The following is a 14,825-nucleotide window of genomic DNA, read 5'->3' on the forward strand; positions in this document are numbered from 1 at the left end:
CCGGTAGATTGCCGGGTTGTGGCACAGGAATCGGGGACCTTGCTCACCACGGTGGGCCGTGCGGCGGGACTGTTCGGACGGGCGTGGCCGCGGTTGCTCGCGGTGTTCGTGGTGGCGGAGTTGGCGCATCGGGGCCTGCTGTGGGTCGCTGTGCAGGCCGGGGCACAGGTTCAGGCGGCCGGGATCGCCGTGCTCGCGCTGCTCGTGGTGGTCTCACTGGCGATGTACGTCGCGATGTTCCTCGTGCTGCGGGGAGAACTGCCGTACCACCGTCGCGCGGTGACCGAGGGCGTGCTGGCCCCGGACGGCGCCGAGCCCGGCAAGGAGCTGCGAGCGGTCGACGCGCTCGCTTCGGCGTTGCTGCCGTTCCTGGCCTTCTACGCGGCGTACAAGTTCCTGCAGGCGGAGGCGCTGAACTACGAGTACTTGCTGGCCGTGCACAAGATCTCGGACGACGCAGCGACGGCCTTCAGCGGTGGAACGATCGTGCAGGAGCCGACCGGGCTGCAGGCGCTGTCGACCTGGTTGTTCATCGCGCTCGGCATCGCGGCGTACCTGCTGCGGCTGGTGTTCAAGAACAAGCGCTCGGGCGCCGAGGGCGGCCCGGTGCGCAAGCTGTTCGCCACCTACCTCGAGGCGCTGTGGATCTTCGTTGTCGCCTACCAGGCCTCGGCCTACCTCCCGTCGCCGAAGTCCTGGCTGGAGGAGCGGAAGGTGTGGGCGTGGGTCCAGGACGCCTACGGGTGGGTGCTCGACCACGTGCTCGGCGTCGAGCGGCTCCGGGAGATCTGGGACACCATCACCGGATTCGTTGCCGCGGGCATCGGTGATCTGTGGAGCGCGGCGGTGCTGCCGCTGATGTGGATCACGATGACCGCGGTGATCTACGGCCGGGCGGTGCCGAAGGCCGAGCGGCTGGAGCAGCTGCGCTGGCGGTTCGACCGGATCACCAACCGCTGGCAGCGCACCCCGCGCCTGGTCCAGGTGGCCGGCAACTCGATGGTGTCGGACTGGCGCGACCGCTGGCGCCCGGTCCGGGACGCGTTCCGCCTGGTCGCCCGGTCCGGGATCAGGCCGATGCTCGGCTACTTCCTGGCCTGGGCGATCGTGACCTATCTGGCCGGCGCGGTCTGGATCCTGCTGCGCGACTACGTCATCGGGCCGCAGTCGCTGCAGTTCTGGCGGGTCATCGACGAGCCGGTCGGCCTGGCCGTCGAGGCGCTGAAGATCATGCTGCAGATCGCGCTGCTGGCCGCGGCGTACGACCGGATGATCGGCGGGCTGGCCGGTTACCTGCGGCAGCGCACGCGGCCGGTGCACCCGACCGGCAGTGACGAGGACCAGGGCGTCACCGACCTGAGCGCCGCTACCTCGGGAATGCCAGATACTGCGGAAGCCGGGTCCGCCAGGTGATCGTCGGCTGAACCTCGCCGGCCACCTCCGACGGTACGACGAACACCGCGACCGTCTCGAACGGCTTGCCCGCCGCCGGTTTCACGAAGTACGGCGCGAGCTTCGGATCCCGCCAGCTCTGCGGCTTCGGGTCGGAACCACCGGTGCAGCCGGTCGGCCGGTCCTGGAACTCGTCGTCGGCGATCGACTCGTCCCAGGTCCGGCCGTCGTCGGCGCGCAGGTGCATCAGGCATCCGCCGAGCTTCTCGAGCTTGGCGACGTCGTCGACCTGGAGCCGGAAATAGACCCTGATCCGGGTGGTCCCGTCGGGCAGGGGCGCGGGGTTGCGGCCGGCCCGCGGCTCGGGATCGACCTCGACGCTCGCCGCGTACCAGGTCGCGTCCTGGTACGACGTACCGCCGGCCGCGACCTCGACCGCGTCGCGCGGCTCGGCGTCGTACCAGGCCTGGTAGTCGCTGTGCACAGACCACCAGCCGAGCAGCGGGACGGTGACGACGAGGGACGCCAGGGCCACCGTGTTCCGGCGGATCCAGCCCGGGCGCGCGCGCCGGCCGGTCATCCCTCGACCGCCGGGGACAGGATCGCGACGTCCTCGCGCAGACCGTCGAGCTGGTCCTTCGTGATCTTCAGGGCGATCGTCGCCTGCGGTTCCAGGTCGGTGAAGATCTCCTTCTCCAGCACCAGAAAAGTTGCGCCAGGCAACTGATCGGCCGGCATCTCGACCACGACCGGCCCACGGACGGCGATCCCGGGCGCGAACTGGAAGTTGGCCAGGTCGACCCGGTTCAGCCCGCTGCGGTTCGCGGCCGCGTACGTCGTGCCGTCGGCGGCGCGGATCTCGAACCGCTGTAGGTGGATCGGCTCGCGGTTCGCGGTCACCACGGCGTCGATCACGACGAAGTCGGACAGCGTGTCGCGGTCCGGCGTGGTGCGCGGAACGCGGAGCTTCTTGCTGATCCGCACCTTCTCCACCGTGACGTCGAACCGTGGCGTGTGCACCGCCTGGCCGGCGACGCCCTTGACCGCGATCGGCTGCTGGAAGTCCTTCTGGGTGGGGGTGATCCGGTAGAGGCCGACGATCGTGACCAGGACCAGCACGACCAGGACCGAGTCGACCAGCTTGCGCCGGCTCATCGGGTGTTGTCCTTCACCGGCGCGGTCACCTCGGCGGCGATCGTGTCCTTGGTCCAGAGGTCGTGGTGGTCCAGCACCGACTCGCGGAACGTGTAGTGCTGAACGCTCAGCCGGACCTCGCGCGGCAGATCGGTTGCTTTGGGCAACTTCCAGACGTACGCGACGTCCTCGGCGTGGTGCGGGGTGAGCACCGGGTTCTGGGTCTGGTCGCGCAGATTGGTGGTGCCGATCGGCGCGTCGGTCGGCTTCACCCCGGCGACGTCGAGCAGCCGAATGAGGTCGGTCGGCGCCTGGACGCCGGTCTTGTCGGTGAGCTCGAGCTTGGTCACGACGGCGATCAGCGCACCGCCGTCGTCCGGGGTGAACAGCGGTTCCAGGTCCTTGACGACGACCACCCGCTGGACGGTCACATTGAACTGGCCGGCGTCGACGGCGGCTCCGGCGCCGGCTTGCGGGGTTTCGGCGTCGGCTTTGTTCAGCCCTCCGAAGGCGGCCGACACCGCCAGCAGTACGACAGCCGCGCTGATCGCCCAGGTCCTGACCGGCCGCCCGCGGACCTTCAGGTCCTGCAACTCGGGCAGTTCCTCCCGTTCCCCGTTCCCCGTTTCCCGCACAGGCGGCAGCCTAACGACGCAGAGGGCCGCGCAGGCGTCAGTCGAGCGGCCGGCCACGCAGGCGTTTGGTCTCGCCGCGCCGCTTCTTCTCGTCCAGGCGGCGGCGCACCGCGCCCTTGGAGGGCCGGGTCGGACGGCGCTGGCGCGGCGGGGAGGCGATGGCGTCGCGCAGCAGGCTCGCCAGCCGGGCCCGCGCCGCCTCCCGGTTGCGCCACTGGGAGCGATGCTCGGAGGCCGCGATCGTCAGGACGCCGTCGACCAGGCGGGACGACAGGCGCTCCAGCGCCCGGTTCTTCAGTGGCTCGCCCAGCGCCGACGTGGCGGCGAGGTCGAAGATCAGCTCGACCCGGCTGTCCGCGGTGTTCACCGACTGCCCGCCAGGCCCGCTGGACCGCGAGAACCGCCAGCCGAGCTCCGCCTCGGGGATCACCACCCCGGCGCGCACCGTCAGCCCTCCGTCCATGGCTCCATTCAACCCGATCCGATGCCGCGGGCACCCATGGTTTTGCGCCCGGGGTGGCGTCCAAGGAGTGGAACGCGTGGCTGGATCCGTTGGCCGGCCGACGTACTCTCGAATGCTGTGAGTCCAGGAATCGTCGTGCTGGTCGCCGCGGTCGTCGCCGGGGTGCTGCTGAGCGTGCTCAAGACCTGGTACGACGGACGCTTCCGCGCGACGCGCGTGATCGAGGGGCAAGCGGTGAGCAAGCCGGAGACCAGCACCGATCAGCTGACCGCCGAGGACATCGGCGCGGACCTGGGCGAGCGGGCCACCTTGCTCCAGTTCTCGTCCGCGTTCTGCGCGCCGTGCCGCGCCACCCGCCGGGTGCTCGCCGAGGTGGAGACCATGGTCGACGGCGTACGGCACGTCGAGCTCGACGCGGAGTCCAACCTGGAGCTCGTCCGCCGGCTCAACATCCTCCGTACGCCGACGGTCCTGGTGCTCGACGCCGCCGGCGACACCGTCACCCGCGCCAGCGGCGCACCCCGCAAGGCCGACGTGATCGCCGCGCTCGGCGCGGCGGTCGACCGCCAGGCCAGTTGACCCCTGGGAGCTGCACCCTGAGCGCATGACCGCTCAGGACCTGGTACCGGCCATCCCCTGCACACCGGACGGCGTGCCGTTGGCTGGTTGGTGGCGCCGGGCCGCTGCCGAGTTGCTCGACCTGCTGATCGTGTTCGTCGTCGGCCTGCCGCTCACCGGGTACTTCTGGTACCGCTGGCTCGAGGACGACGGCTCCGGGTCCTCGTTGTTCAGCGAGCCGTGGTCGGTGTACCGCTGGTGGCTGGCGACGGCCGTGATCGGCCTTGTGGTCGACACCATCTATCGCTACTTCTTCCTGGTCCGGACCGGGGCCACGCCGGGCAAGCGGGCGCTCGGGATCAGCATCCGGCTGCGCGACGTTCCCGGTCCTCCTCCGCCGTCGGCTGTCGTCAAGCGGCTGGGACTGGTCGCGGTGTTCACCGTCGTCGGCGCGCTGCCGGGTCTGATCGCGCTCGTGGCGATGGTCGGCGTACTCGACGTGCTGTGGCCGCTGTGGGACGGCAAGAGGCAGGCCTGGCACGACAAGGTCGCGGGAACCAACGTCGTCCGTGGCCCCGCGACGCCGGTGAACCAATCCATATGGTGATCAGTTGTCTCACTAAGTGGGACCATGACTGGCAGGTCCGGCCGGTTTCCGTACTCTCGACACGTGGCTTACACGACATGGCTGACCAAGCGCAGGGCAGTGGACAACTGCCGCATGCGCTCGTCCCTGTGTCGTCGCCACTGACCAGGCGGCGTCCAGAGCGCTCCGGAACCGGCAGCTGAGCACGGTCCGGCAGTACGCCGCCTCCCGCAAGCACTTCGGGCGGGACGGCTCGATCCAGCTCCTGGTCGAGGAGTTCGTATGTCCCAGTCGGTGACTTCCCAGGCGGCACAGGTCGACCCGCGCGGACTCCGGTTCGCGGCGGCGCTGACCACCGTCGTCCTGGCGCTGACCTTGATCCTGAACAACCCCTGGCCGCTGGCCGTGCAGGCCGTCGTGTTCGCGATCTCGGTCGCGTTCGGCGTCCAGGCGTCGCCGTACGGGCAGCTGTTCAAGCGGCTGGTCCGGCCCCGGCTGGGCCCGCCGAAGGAGCTGGAGGACGCGGCGCCGCCGCGGTTCGCCCAGCTGGTCGGCCTGGTCTTCGCCGGGCTCGGCCTGATCGGTTACTTCGCCGGCGTCGAGGTGCTCGGCGTCGTCGCCACCGGATTCGCCCTGGTCGCCGCGTTCGTGAACGCCGCGGTCGGGCTGTGCCTCGGGTGCGAGGCCTATCTGCTGATCCACCGCATTCGTACGCCCCACACCGCTACCAACTGAGAGGCAGCACAATGAGCAGGGAATCCGCTCTCGTCTCGGCCGACTGGGTCGAGGAGCACAAGTCCGACGACAACGTCGTGCTGATCGAGGTCGACGAGGACGTCTCGGCGTACGACGCCGGTCACATCGCCGGTGCGATCAAGCTGGACTGGAAGCAGGACCTGCAGGACCAGGTCCGGCGCGACTTCGTCAACCAGCAGCAGTTCCAGGCGCTGCTGTCGGAGCGCGGCGTCAAGAACGACGACACCGTGGTGCTCTACGGCGGCAACAACAACTGGTTCGCCGCGTACGCGTTCTGGTACTTCAAGCTCTACGGGCACGCCGACGTCCGCCTGCTCGACGGCGGCCGCAAGCGCTGGGAGCTGGACAGCCGCGAGCTGACCGACGAGGTGGTCAAGCGCGAGCCGACCGAGTACGTCGCCAAGGAGCCGGACCTGAACATCCGCGCCTTCCGCGACGAGGTGCAGGACGCGATCGGCGTGAAGAACCTGGTCGACGTGCGCAGCCCCGACGAGTACGCCGGCCGGCTGCTCGCCCCGGCGCACCTCCCGCAGGAGCAGGCCCAGCGCGCCGGGCACATCCCGACCGCGGCCAGCATCCCGTGGAGCAAGGCGGCCAACGACGACGGCACGTTCCGCTCCGACGACGAGCTGAAGAAGCTGTACTCCGACGCCGGTGTCGACTTCGGCAAGGACACCATCGCCTACTGCCGGATCGGCGAGCGCTCGGCGCACACCTGGTTCGTGCTGCACGAGCTGCTCGGCCAGGAGAACGTCAAGAACTACGACGGTTCGTGGACCGAGTGGGGCTCGCTGGTCGGCGTACCGGTTGCCCTCGGCGACGAGCCCGGGGAGGCCTGACATGTGCGGTGCGAAGAAGGGCGGCCTCGACCTCAAGGGTGTCGACGTCGACAAGGAAGCCGTGATCCAGGGCCAGGTGCTGCGCGGTGACGAGCCGGTCGGCGGCGCGTACGTGCGGCTGCTGGACTCCTCCGGCGAGTTCACCGCCGAGGTGCCGACGTCGGCGACCGGGCACTTCCGGTTCTTCGCGGCGCCGGGCAACTGGACGCTGCGCACGCTGGCGCCGAAGGCCGAGCCGGTCGACCGGCAGGTCGTCGCGCAGTACGGCGAGGTGGCCGAGGTGGCCGTCGCGGTCTGACGCTTTGTAATCTGTGTGACCCCAAGGGGCCCGGGCCTTGCGCGCCCGGGCCCCTTGGCGTGTCGCCGTCGTACTGGTTGCCGGCCGCCAGTACTGATGCACGGGTGGCCGCGAAACCCCAACATCCATTGGGCTTTCGGCGTGTCGGGTGTTTCTCGATCGCACAATCGATCTCGCCGGGCAAGGTCGTGATTTTCACGAGATCGGCGATCAGGTAACGGTTTGATCACGGACCACTGTCTGCTCGTTACCTACCGCGACCGACTGAGTTGTGTCTGTGTCCTGGCCCGCAGTTGGGGTCACGTCATCACTCAGGGAGAAGAAGTCTTAATGAGACCCCGCATCAACAAGAAGCTCGCTGCCGTGGGTGTTGCCGCGGTTGTCGGCGTAGCTTCGACGATCGCGCTCACCTCGGGCTCGGCGAACGCCTCGCCGGTCTACGGTTACAACGGCTACTCGATCGGCACCGACGTCCAGGGCGGCATCGTCGCCAGCGGCCCGCAGGTCAAGGCCGAGATCAGCTGCACCACCGACGCGAGCCGTCGTTCGCAGAACGACCTGGCCACCGCGAACATCAACAACCAGGCGATCGCCCGCACGGTCACCACCGACACCTTCGCCTTCGCGGAGAAGCGCGGCAACGGCGTGACCTCGACCGCCACCGCGGCCGACATCCGCGTCGGCGGCCTGCTGCACCTGACCGGCGCCAAGACCACGACCACCGCGTGGATCAAGAACGGCGTCACGTACTACACCGGCAGCACCACCTTCGCCGGCGTGAAGATCGGCGCCGTGAACGTTCCGTCGCTGCTCAAGGCCAAGCCGAACACCAAGGTCGCCGTTCCGGGCCTGGGCTACATCGTGCTGAACCGCGTCGGCGGCGTGAAGACCAGCACCGGCATCTACTCGTACGCGCAGGCCGTCGTGCTGCACGCGACCGTGAAGAACCGGTACATCCCCGAGGGTGTCGACGTCGCGGTGCTGAAGACCCGCGCCGAGGTCACCAAGCCGGCCACCGCGCTGGTCATCGGTGACGCCTACGCCACCAAGGCGAACGTCGACCAGCTGGTCAAGTCCGGTCCGACCTCCTACCAGGCCACCTGCCAGGGCACGGAAGGCAAGCTGCACCGGGTCGCCGTCGGCGAGGTCAACATCCCGAAGGTCGCCTACGTCGGCGCCGCGTTCACCACCAAGCGGGGCAACATCGGCCCGGACAAGTCCTATGTCGACTTCAGCTCGCACGTCGCGGGTGTCAAGGTCGGCAACCTGTCCATCGGCGCGATCGAGTCCTCGGCGTCGGCCTGGAAAACCAAGGACGGCAAGGTCGGTCTGAACTCGAAGTCGACGATCGCCTCGATCAAGGTCGGCAACAAGGTCTACCCGGTCAAGACCGGCGAGAACGCGGAGCTCGAGATCCCGGGCATCGCCAAGCTGACCTTCAACCAGGTCCTGCGCCAGAGCCGCTACATCTCCGTCAACGCCCTGGTGATCGACGTCTACAGCCTGAACACCAAGGTTGTCGTGGGCCACTCGGCCGCCGGTGTGATCGGCTGATCCAGCCACACACCCGACCTGACTGAGTCGAACCTCACCGATCCAGACAGGCACACCGCAACGGCCCCGGCCGGATCTTCGGATCCGCGCCGGGGCTGTTTCTTTGTTTTGGTGCGCCGGGTGCGCCGGGTGCGCCGGGTGCGCCGGGTGCGCGGGAACGCGCGAACGCCGAGAACGCGCGAACGCGGGGAACGCCGGGAACGCGCGAACGCGGGAACGCGGGGACGCCGGCTCTCGCATCCCCCGGACGCCGCGTCGCCGGGCACCGCGAAGTCGCAGGCCAGTTCGCCGGGACGTAAACGCCGGTGGAGGCGGCCGAGCCGGTCGGCGGGTCCCGTCACGGGAACCTCGCCAGCGATTGCTGGGCGGTGGCTCGGGATGAGGCTTGCGTCCACGCGCACACCGTCGCGCCCGAGCACAGCCTGTTCCTCGTCACCGCGCCCTCTCGGCGAGCTTGCTCGCGTGCCCGACCCGCACCTCGCTCACCACTCCCTCGAACCGCCACCGAAGGCGGGGGATGCCGGGATGCGGGCGCCGGCCCGCCCGGATGTCCTGTCGCCGGGGTGTCGGCCCGCCCAGTCCGCCGGGATGCGGGAACGCGGGGATCGGGGAACGCGGGAACGCGGGGATGGGGAAACGCGGGGACGCGGGAACGCAGGGATGCGGGGATGGGGGATGCGCACGCCAGGGATGCCGGACGGCTGTACCCGGGGGCGCTGGCTCGTCACATCGCCTGGATGCGGTGTCGCCGGGATGCCGCCTCGCCCGGGTGCCGGCTCGCCGGTATGCCCGGATGTCGCGTCGCCGGACGCCGGGGCCTCGGCGGGCGAGTTCGCCGGGATGCGGGATGCGCACGCCGGGGATGCCGGACGGCTGTACCCGGGGGCGCCGGGATGCCGCCTCGCCCGGATGCGGTGTCGCGGGGATGCCGCCTCGCGCGGGCGGCGGCTCGCCGGTGTGCCCGGATGACGCGTCGCCGCACCCCGGGGCGTCGGCAGGCGAGTTCGCCGGGATGCGCGGACGAGGGCGCGCGGTACGCCCGGTCAGGCGTCGAGGATCAGGGTGACCGGGCCGTCGTTGGTCAGTTGGACCTGCATGTCGGCGCCGAAGCGGCCGCGTTCGACCTTCGCGCCGAGCGACTCCAAGGCCGCGCAGAACGCGTCGTACAAGGGCTCGGAGACCGGCCCGGGAGCTGCGGCGCTCCACGACGGACGGCGGCCCTTGCGGGTGTCGGCGTACAGGGTGAACTGGCTGATCGCGAGGATCGGGGCCTGCTCATCGGCGGCCGAGCGCTCGTCGCGCAGGATGCGCAGCGTCCAGATCTTCGCCGCGAGTACCGCGGCCACGGCGTCGGTGTCCTCGTGGGTGACGCCGAGCAGCACCACCAGGCCCGGCCGGTCGATCGCCCCGACCACTTCGCCTGCGACCTCGACCGACGCCTGCGTGACTCGTTGCACCACTGCTCTCATGCCGCACAGTCTGCCGGGTGACCGACCGCCGGTACGTCCAGGCCTGGCCGACTGCCCGCGGGCAGCCGGGCGCGTCGACCGGTCAAGCGTCCGGCGGCACCACCCGCAGTGTCTGCTGGCGCATCCCGCGTCGGGCAGGAAATCGTCCGGTCTCTGAGTGGATCGACGACCGAATCTCCCGTTCATCGCCGACATCTGGCACGATTCGTCCATGACCTCGACGTTGATCACCGTTGCCCCGACCGGTGCCGAGACCGCGAAGGCGGACTGCCCGGCGCTGCCCACCACGCTCGACGAGCTGGTCGGGACGGCGAAGCGCTGCGAGGCGGCCGGGGCCGCGATGATCCACATCCACATCCGCGACGCCGAGCACCGCCCGACGCTCGATCTCGGCCGGCTCACCGAGACCGTCACGGCGGTCCGGGAGAACACCGCGCTGATCGTCCAGCTGTCCACCGGCGGTGCGGTCACCGACCCGTTCGAGCACCGGCTGCGGGTCCTGGACGCCGCGCCGGACTCCTGCTCGCTCACGATGGGCACGGTCAACTTCGGCGACGACGTGTTCATGAACCCCTGGCCGTTCGTCACCGAGCTCTACCAGCTCACGCAGGAGCGGCACGTCGTACCGGAGTTCGAGCTGTTCGACCTCGGGCACGTCGCCGCGCTGCACCGGCTGCTGGACAAGTTCGGCCTGCCGTACGGCGGCAAGGTGCACTGCGACCTGGTGATGGGTGTGCCCGGCGGCATGCCCGGTACGCCGGACGCACTGGTTGCCGCGGTCAACGCTCTGCCCTCGGCGGTCACCTCGTGGTCGGCGACCGGCGTCGGCCGGAGCACGCTCCCGGTCGCGCTCGCGGCGCTGTCCAAGGGCGGCCACCTGCGGGTCGGGATGGAGGACACGCTCACGCTGGCGAAGGGGCAGCCGGTCACGCACAACGCGGAGCTGGTCGAGCGGGCCGCCGCCCTCGCGACCCTGGCTCAGCGGCCCCCGATGTCGCCGGACGACGCGCGTGAGCTGCTCAACGTCGACCGCCGGGACTGAACGACCGCGACGATCACACCGGCCGCGATGATGGTGGCCTCGAGCAACAACCAGTCGCGGAGATAGTCGCGCGGGAGCACGGTCGGGTTGACGCCCTTGCCTTGGCGGAGCAGCAGGGGGATCGCGACGAGCGTCGTCACCCCGACGTACAGGGCGGTGGTGCGGACGGTGCCGATGGTGCGGTGGCGGCCGGGACCGGTCGACCATCGGGTCAGCAACCAGCCGGCGCCGATCGTCAGAGGGACGAGGACGGCGTCGTCGGCCAGTACGGCGCCGCCCAGCCAGAGCGGCAGGCGGACGAGCGCGTCCGGGCTGAGGTTTTCGAGCAGCAGGCGTAGGCCCCACAGGCCCAGGCCTACGCCGATCGCTGCCAGGAGTACGCGAATGGCTCTCATGCCAGGACCTCCAGGCGATGGACCCATTTCGTCTGCAGGACGCCGGGGCGGTTGGGGGCAATGATCCGGGCCGGATAGCCGTGGTCCAGGTCGAGGTCCGAGCCGTTGAGGCGCAGCGCGAGCAGGGTGAGCGGATCGGCGGCGTACTGGGGTGGGAGCTCGCTGGTCGCGTAGAAGCCGCCCTTCTCCATCGAGACGACGCGGACGGTCGAGCGATCGGGCGCTCCGGCGAGCCGGAGCAGGTCGCTGATCCGGATGCCCTCCCAGTGCGCGCCTTGGCTCCAGCCCTCGACGCAGGCGATCGGCAGGTCGGAGCGGCTCTGCGGCAGTGCTCTCAGTTCGGCCAGCGACCAGGAAAGTTGCTGAGGGCCACTGATGGTGAAGCGCCAGTCGGCGCCGATCGCTTCGACGCCGGCGTCGTGGGCGGTGCGGTTGACCGGGAGATCCTGCGGGCCGATGTTCGGTTTCCTGGGCGCGAGCACGGCGATCGGGCCGAGGGCCGGTACGGACTGGCCGATCGAGGCGATGCCGATCACGGCGCCGGCGCCGGCGACCGTGCGGAACAGGCCGCGGCGGCTGAGACCGGTGATGCCGGCGGGGAGCGAGGTGCTTGGCGGCGTGGGGGTCTGCTCGTCGTCCTCGAGCAGCGGCGCGTACGGCGTACGGTCTGCTGGGGATCGGCTCCAGTGGCGGCGGATCAGCGGGAGCTTGACCGCCAGGTGCACCAGCAGGGAGCCGACGATGATCCAGGCGAGCGCGTAGTGGGTCTGCTTGAAGGGGAACGGCCAGGGATACCACTGGAGTGTGTTCAGGAATCCGATGAACAGTTCCAGCGCCATCGCCGAGACGAGCACCAGGATCGAAGCGCGTTCCAGCACGGTGGCCAGCGCCTGGCGGCTCGGAGGCCAGGGCAGCTTCGCGAAGAGCTTCGGGTAAACCGTCCAGAGCTTTGCCAGCAGCAACGGAATCGCCACGGTTCCGCTGAGCACGTGCAGTCCCTGGGTGACGCGGTAGAGCGACGCGGGCCGGGACGGGATCACCAGCCAGCCGGGAGTCGCCTGCTGGAGATGGCTGAACAGGCCGGTCAGGAAGCAGATCACGACGGCCGCCGCCAGCCAGCGGCCGATCACGGTCGCGACCCGGGGATGGTGCAGCGGCGACGTGAACTCCGGCTTCGGAGGACTCGGGAGCTTCATGTCTTTCATCAGAACCCGCCGCGGCCCGGTTGTCCGGCCCTGCGCGCTTACCGCCCGCGAACATCGGGGTTCGGGCTTACGGCTCCCCGACGGATCGGCGTCCGAGCCGGCGCGCCGGCTCGTTGCCGGATTGCAGGTTTTGCCGGGTCGCGAGGTGCGGGCCGGCGTGGGAGGGTGGTTGGTCCCGCCGGGCGGGACTCGGGATCCGGTGGGCCTGTGGATACGTCGCAGCACGGTGGCACCGATCCGGCTTAACCTGAGACGGACGTGCCGGTCGTGCCAGGTCGCCCGGGAGTGTGCTCAGAGAGGAGAAGGCCAGTGAGGACGCAGCTGCGGTCGCCGGACGAGGACGCGCGCGCGATGGCCGATCTCGCCGAAGTGAGCGACTGGAGCCGGCTGTGGGGGCCGCAGGAGACCGGGCCGGCGGGGATCCGTGCGCTGGTCGCGCGCGTGGTCGCCGCGACCGGCTGGCAGCCGTGGGCGCCCGGCGACATCGACCCGGCCGAGTACGCGTGGGGATTGGTCACCCCGCGGGAGACCGTCATGCTCGCGCTGCCCGACGCTGTCCTGCCCGAGAGCCCGCGCGGCACCTGGTCGGCGTACGACATCGGGGCGGACGAGGTCGCCGACGCGGAAGACCTGATCGACGACCACTGGCCCGACCAGCTCGCGCTGGCGCGGCAGCACTGGGGCGACCCGGTGTTCGTCGGGCCGGGCGACGACCCGCGGATCCCCGGCGAGTGGCGGGAACGGCGGCGGCACCTCGCGGTGTGGCTGCGGCCCGGCGCGGAGATCCACCTGTACGCCACCCGGCTGCTGCCGGGTGAGGCGAACCCGACCGCCGGTTTCGCGTACTCCGTCTATGCGAGCGAGGTGGCGTGATGGCGCAGCCCCAGTCGATCGAGGAAGAGCTGCTCGAGGACCTGTACCGCGGGTTCAAACGAGCCGCACGGCTTGTCCGGCGTACGTTCAACGGCCTGCGCAGACTGTTGCGCCGCGGCCGGCAGCGTCAGCCGGTCGGCGCACCGGCGGTCGACGGCCCGGACAACATCATCCCGCCGAACAACAACGGCCCGGAGCTGGAGGGGCCAGGCGACCGGGGGCTGGAGCAGCAGGAACGGCAGCTGGACTTCCAGGAACGCCGTGCGATGACCGAGGCCGTCGTCGAGTTCATGCGCAACAACCCGGAGGCCAAGGCCCAGCTGCAGAACCTGTCCCAGCACCAGCAGCGCATGTTGATGCTCGGCCTGGTCGAACGCGCTCTACGGGACGAGGAGCTGGTGCGCGACGACGTCGACGCCCAACCCGAGCTGGAACAAGGCCGCGACGGCCGCGATCCGCTGGACGTCGACGGCAACCGAATCCTGGACCCGCGCGATCGCGACCTGGAGCAAGCCGAGGTCGACCGGCTGAGCGACGCCGACGGCGATCGCGTACCCGACAACCTCGAACGCGACCGCGAAGCCGAGCAGAACGAGGAACTCGAGCGCGAGACAGCCGACCGCGAGCAGGAGCGCAACGAGCAGGATCGTGCGCAGGAGCAGCGGGACGGTGTGGATGGTCCCGACGTACTTCCCGCCGCCGCAGCCGGCGCCGGAGCCGAGGCGCTGGATCGAGCCGACGCCGACCGCGAGGGGCAGGAGGCAGACCAGGCCGAGCAGGACCAGCCGGAGCCCGACGCCGAGCAGCAGGCTGAGGCTGATCGGGCTGAGCAGGAGCAGCCGGAGGTCGACGCGGAGCAGCAGGCTGAGGCGGACCGCGCCGACCAGGCTGATCCCCAGGCTGAACAAGGCGATGTGGCGCGGGACGACCTGGAGGTCGACCGCGAGCAGCCGGCGGCGGAACAGTTGCAGGAGCAAGCCAGCCAGGACGAGCGCGACCAGCCCGAGCCCGAACGTGCCGAGCAGGACCAGCCCGAGGTCGAGCCGGCTCAGCCGGAGCGGGACTCGCAAAAGGTTGACCAGAGCGGGCCGGAGCGGGACTCGCAAGAGGTCGACCAGAACGGCCCTGAGCTGGCGTCGCGGGAGGCTGACCAGACCGGCCCCGAGCAGGACTCGCAGAACATTGACCAGGCTGGTCCGGAGCGGGACTCGCAGGAGGCCGAACAGACTGGTCCGGAGCAGGACCCGCAGCAGGTCGACCAGGCCCAGCCGGTGATTGACGAGCAGACAGCAGACCGCGATCAGTCTGAGCGGGCCGAGGCCGATCCGCAGGTGGAGCAGGGCGATGTGGCGCGGGACGACCTGGAGGTCGACCGCGAGCAGCCCGCGGCGGAGGTGGAGCAGGCCGGCCAGGACGAGCGCGACCAGCCTGAGCCTGACCGCGCTGAGCTGGACCAGCCCGAGGTCGACCAAGCGCAGCCGGAGCGAGACGGAGCCGAGCAAGACCAGCCCGGCCGCGATCAGGCCGAGCAGGATCAGCCGAGCCGCGATGAGATCGAGCAGCCCGGCCTCGACCAAGACCCGCCCGGCCGCAACGAGGTCGAGCAGCCTGGCCTGGATCAAGCTG

The 14,825-nt window shown here is 70.2% G+C and carries 18 protein-coding genes; 9 read left to right on the forward strand and 9 right to left on the reverse strand.

Annotated features, from left to right (window positions below; translation table 11 throughout):
* The first annotated feature begins 18 nt into the window (after positions 1-18).
* Positions 19-1,413, forward strand: coding sequence for a hypothetical protein (locus ACQPXM_RS04915; protein WP_432945196.1), 1,395 nt, complete (start codon positions 19-21; stop codon positions 1,411-1,413).
* On the opposite strand, the gene ACQPXM_RS04920 is transcribed toward ACQPXM_RS04915, so the two are convergent.
* Genes ACQPXM_RS04920 through arfB form a run of 4 tightly spaced genes read right to left on the reverse strand, consistent with a single transcriptional unit; the run spans position 1,367 to position 3,624 of the window.
* The gene (locus tag ACQPXM_RS04920; RefSeq protein WP_432945198.1) at positions 1,367-1,972 is read right to left on the reverse strand and encodes a hypothetical protein; all 606 of its coding nucleotides are present in this window, start codon (positions 1,970-1,972) and stop codon (positions 1,367-1,369) included. The genes ACQPXM_RS04915 and ACQPXM_RS04920 overlap by 47 nt on opposite strands.
* Complete coding sequence (locus ACQPXM_RS04925) at positions 1,969-2,547, reverse strand: hypothetical protein (protein ID WP_432945200.1); 579 nt, start codon at positions 2,545-2,547, stop codon at positions 1,969-1,971. Before ACQPXM_RS04925 ends, ACQPXM_RS04920 begins: the two co-directional genes overlap by 4 nt.
* A complete protein-coding gene (locus ACQPXM_RS04930; RefSeq protein WP_432945202.1) occupies positions 2,544-3,161 on the reverse strand; it encodes a hypothetical protein in 618 nt (205 codons plus the stop codon). The genes ACQPXM_RS04925 and ACQPXM_RS04930 overlap by 4 nt, the downstream gene beginning before the upstream one ends.
* 37 nt (positions 3,162-3,198) lie before the next feature.
* Positions 3,199-3,624, reverse strand: a complete 426-nt coding sequence (arfB, locus tag ACQPXM_RS04935; protein ID WP_432945204.1) for an alternative ribosome rescue aminoacyl-tRNA hydrolase ArfB — start codon at positions 3,622-3,624, stop codon at positions 3,199-3,201.
* Between the two features lie 117 nt (positions 3,625-3,741).
* Here arfB and ACQPXM_RS04940 point away from each other — a divergent pair, with 117 nt between their 5' ends.
* From ACQPXM_RS04940 to ACQPXM_RS04965, 6 genes are all read left to right on the forward strand, one after another.
* Positions 3,742-4,203, forward strand: coding sequence for a thioredoxin family protein (locus ACQPXM_RS04940; RefSeq protein ID WP_432945206.1), 462 nt, complete (start codon positions 3,742-3,744; stop codon positions 4,201-4,203).
* 25 nt (positions 4,204-4,228) lie between these two features.
* Entirely contained in the window at positions 4,229-4,789 is a 561-nt protein-coding gene (locus tag ACQPXM_RS04945) for an RDD family protein (RefSeq protein WP_432945208.1), read from the forward strand.
* 261 nt (positions 4,790-5,050) lie between these two features.
* Positions 5,051-5,503 carry a DUF4395 domain-containing protein gene (locus ACQPXM_RS04950; RefSeq protein ID WP_432945210.1) on the forward strand — a complete coding sequence of 151 codons (453 nt, stop codon included), beginning with the start codon at positions 5,051-5,053 and terminating at the stop codon, positions 5,501-5,503.
* Between the two features lie 11 nt (positions 5,504-5,514).
* A complete protein-coding gene (locus ACQPXM_RS04955) occupies positions 5,515-6,363 on the forward strand; it encodes a sulfurtransferase (protein WP_432945212.1) in 849 nt (282 codons plus the stop codon).
* 1 nt (position 6,364) lies between these two features.
* On the forward strand, positions 6,365-6,661 hold the full coding sequence (locus ACQPXM_RS04960) for a DUF1416 domain-containing protein (RefSeq protein ID WP_432945214.1): 297 nt from the start codon (positions 6,365-6,367) through the stop codon (positions 6,659-6,661).
* A 330-nt stretch (positions 6,662-6,991) separates the two neighbouring features.
* A complete protein-coding gene (locus ACQPXM_RS04965; RefSeq protein ID WP_432945216.1) occupies positions 6,992-8,215 on the forward strand; it encodes a choice-of-anchor P family protein in 1,224 nt (407 codons plus the stop codon).
* Positions 8,216-9,258: 1,043 nt separating this feature from the next.
* Here the strand turns inward: ACQPXM_RS04965 and dtd are convergent.
* Positions 9,259-9,684, reverse strand: a complete 426-nt coding sequence (dtd, locus tag ACQPXM_RS04970; RefSeq protein WP_432945218.1) for a D-aminoacyl-tRNA deacylase — start codon at positions 9,682-9,684, stop codon at positions 9,259-9,261.
* Between the two features lie 211 nt (positions 9,685-9,895).
* On the opposite strand from dtd, the gene ACQPXM_RS04975 reads away from it, so the two are divergent.
* Positions 9,896-10,726: a 3-keto-5-aminohexanoate cleavage protein gene (locus tag ACQPXM_RS04975; protein ID WP_432945220.1), complete on the forward strand. Its 831-nt coding sequence runs from the start codon at positions 9,896-9,898 to the stop codon at positions 10,724-10,726.
* Here ACQPXM_RS04975 and ACQPXM_RS04980 read toward each other — a convergent pair.
* Together ACQPXM_RS04980 and ACQPXM_RS04985 are read right to left on the reverse strand one after the other, a co-directional pair.
* Entirely contained in the window at positions 10,663-11,121 is a 459-nt protein-coding gene (locus ACQPXM_RS04980; protein WP_432945222.1) for a hypothetical protein, read from the reverse strand. The genes ACQPXM_RS04975 and ACQPXM_RS04980 overlap by 64 nt on opposite strands.
* Entirely contained in the window at positions 11,118-12,317 is a 1,200-nt protein-coding gene (locus ACQPXM_RS04985; protein WP_432945224.1) for a molybdopterin-dependent oxidoreductase, read from the reverse strand. Before ACQPXM_RS04985 ends, ACQPXM_RS04980 begins: the two co-directional genes overlap by 4 nt.
* Before the next feature lie 318 nt (positions 12,318-12,635).
* Here ACQPXM_RS04985 and ACQPXM_RS04990 point away from each other — a divergent pair, with 318 nt between their 5' ends.
* Entirely contained in the window at positions 12,636-13,199 is a 564-nt protein-coding gene (locus ACQPXM_RS04990; RefSeq protein WP_432945226.1) for a hypothetical protein, read from the forward strand.
* On the opposite strand, the gene ACQPXM_RS04995 is transcribed toward ACQPXM_RS04990, so the two are convergent.
* Together ACQPXM_RS04995 and ACQPXM_RS05000 are read right to left on the reverse strand one after the other, a co-directional pair.
* On the reverse strand, positions 13,178-13,540 hold the full coding sequence (locus ACQPXM_RS04995; RefSeq protein ID WP_432945228.1) for a hypothetical protein: 363 nt from the start codon (positions 13,538-13,540) through the stop codon (positions 13,178-13,180). The two genes, ACQPXM_RS04990 and ACQPXM_RS04995, sit on opposite strands and share 22 nt — an antisense overlap.
* Before the next feature lie 39 nt (positions 13,541-13,579).
* Complete coding sequence (locus ACQPXM_RS05000) at positions 13,580-14,821, reverse strand: hypothetical protein (protein WP_432945230.1); 1,242 nt, start codon at positions 14,819-14,821, stop codon at positions 13,580-13,582.
* Positions 14,822-14,825: the final 4 nt, after the last annotated feature.

It is taken from the genome of Kribbella sp. CA-253562 (assembly GCF_050942265.1).
Taxonomy (GTDB): domain Bacteria; phylum Actinomycetota; class Actinomycetes; order Propionibacteriales; family Kribbellaceae; genus Kribbella.

Excerpts from the sequence above, each read along its gene's own strand:
- ACQPXM_RS04925 (WP_432945200.1), bottom strand. The coding sequence starts at position 2,547 with ATGAGCCGGCGCAAGCTGGTCGACTCGGTCCTGGTCGTGCTGGTCCTG.
- ACQPXM_RS04950 (WP_432945210.1), top strand. The coding sequence starts at position 5,051 with ATGTCCCAGTCGGTGACTTCCCAGGCGGCACAGGTCGACCCGCGCGGA.
- ACQPXM_RS04965 (WP_432945216.1), top strand. The coding sequence starts at position 6,992 with ATGAGACCCCGCATCAACAAGAAGCTCGCTGCCGTGGGTGTTGCCGCG.
- ACQPXM_RS04955 (WP_432945212.1), top strand. The coding sequence starts at position 5,515 with ATGAGCAGGGAATCCGCTCTCGTCTCGGCCGACTGGGTCGAGGAGCAC.
- ACQPXM_RS04960 (WP_432945214.1), top strand. The coding sequence starts at position 6,365 with ATGTGCGGTGCGAAGAAGGGCGGCCTCGACCTCAAGGGTGTCGACGTC.
- ACQPXM_RS04920 (WP_432945198.1), bottom strand. The coding sequence starts at position 1,972 with ATGACCGGCCGGCGCGCGCGCCCGGGCTGGATCCGCCGGAACACGGTG.
- dtd (WP_432945218.1), bottom strand. The coding sequence starts at position 9,684 with ATGAGAGCAGTGGTGCAACGAGTCACGCAGGCGTCGGTCGAGGTCGCA.
- ACQPXM_RS04945 (WP_432945208.1), top strand. The coding sequence starts at position 4,229 with ATGACCGCTCAGGACCTGGTACCGGCCATCCCCTGCACACCGGACGGC.
- ACQPXM_RS04975 (WP_432945220.1), top strand. The coding sequence starts at position 9,896 with ATGACCTCGACGTTGATCACCGTTGCCCCGACCGGTGCCGAGACCGCG.
- ACQPXM_RS04985 (WP_432945224.1), bottom strand. The coding sequence starts at position 12,317 with ATGAAGCTCCCGAGTCCTCCGAAGCCGGAGTTCACGTCGCCGCTGCAC.
- arfB (WP_432945204.1), bottom strand. The coding sequence starts at position 3,624 with ATGGACGGAGGGCTGACGGTGCGCGCCGGGGTGGTGATCCCCGAGGCG.
- ACQPXM_RS04980 (WP_432945222.1), bottom strand. The coding sequence starts at position 11,121 with ATGAGAGCCATTCGCGTACTCCTGGCAGCGATCGGCGTAGGCCTGGGC.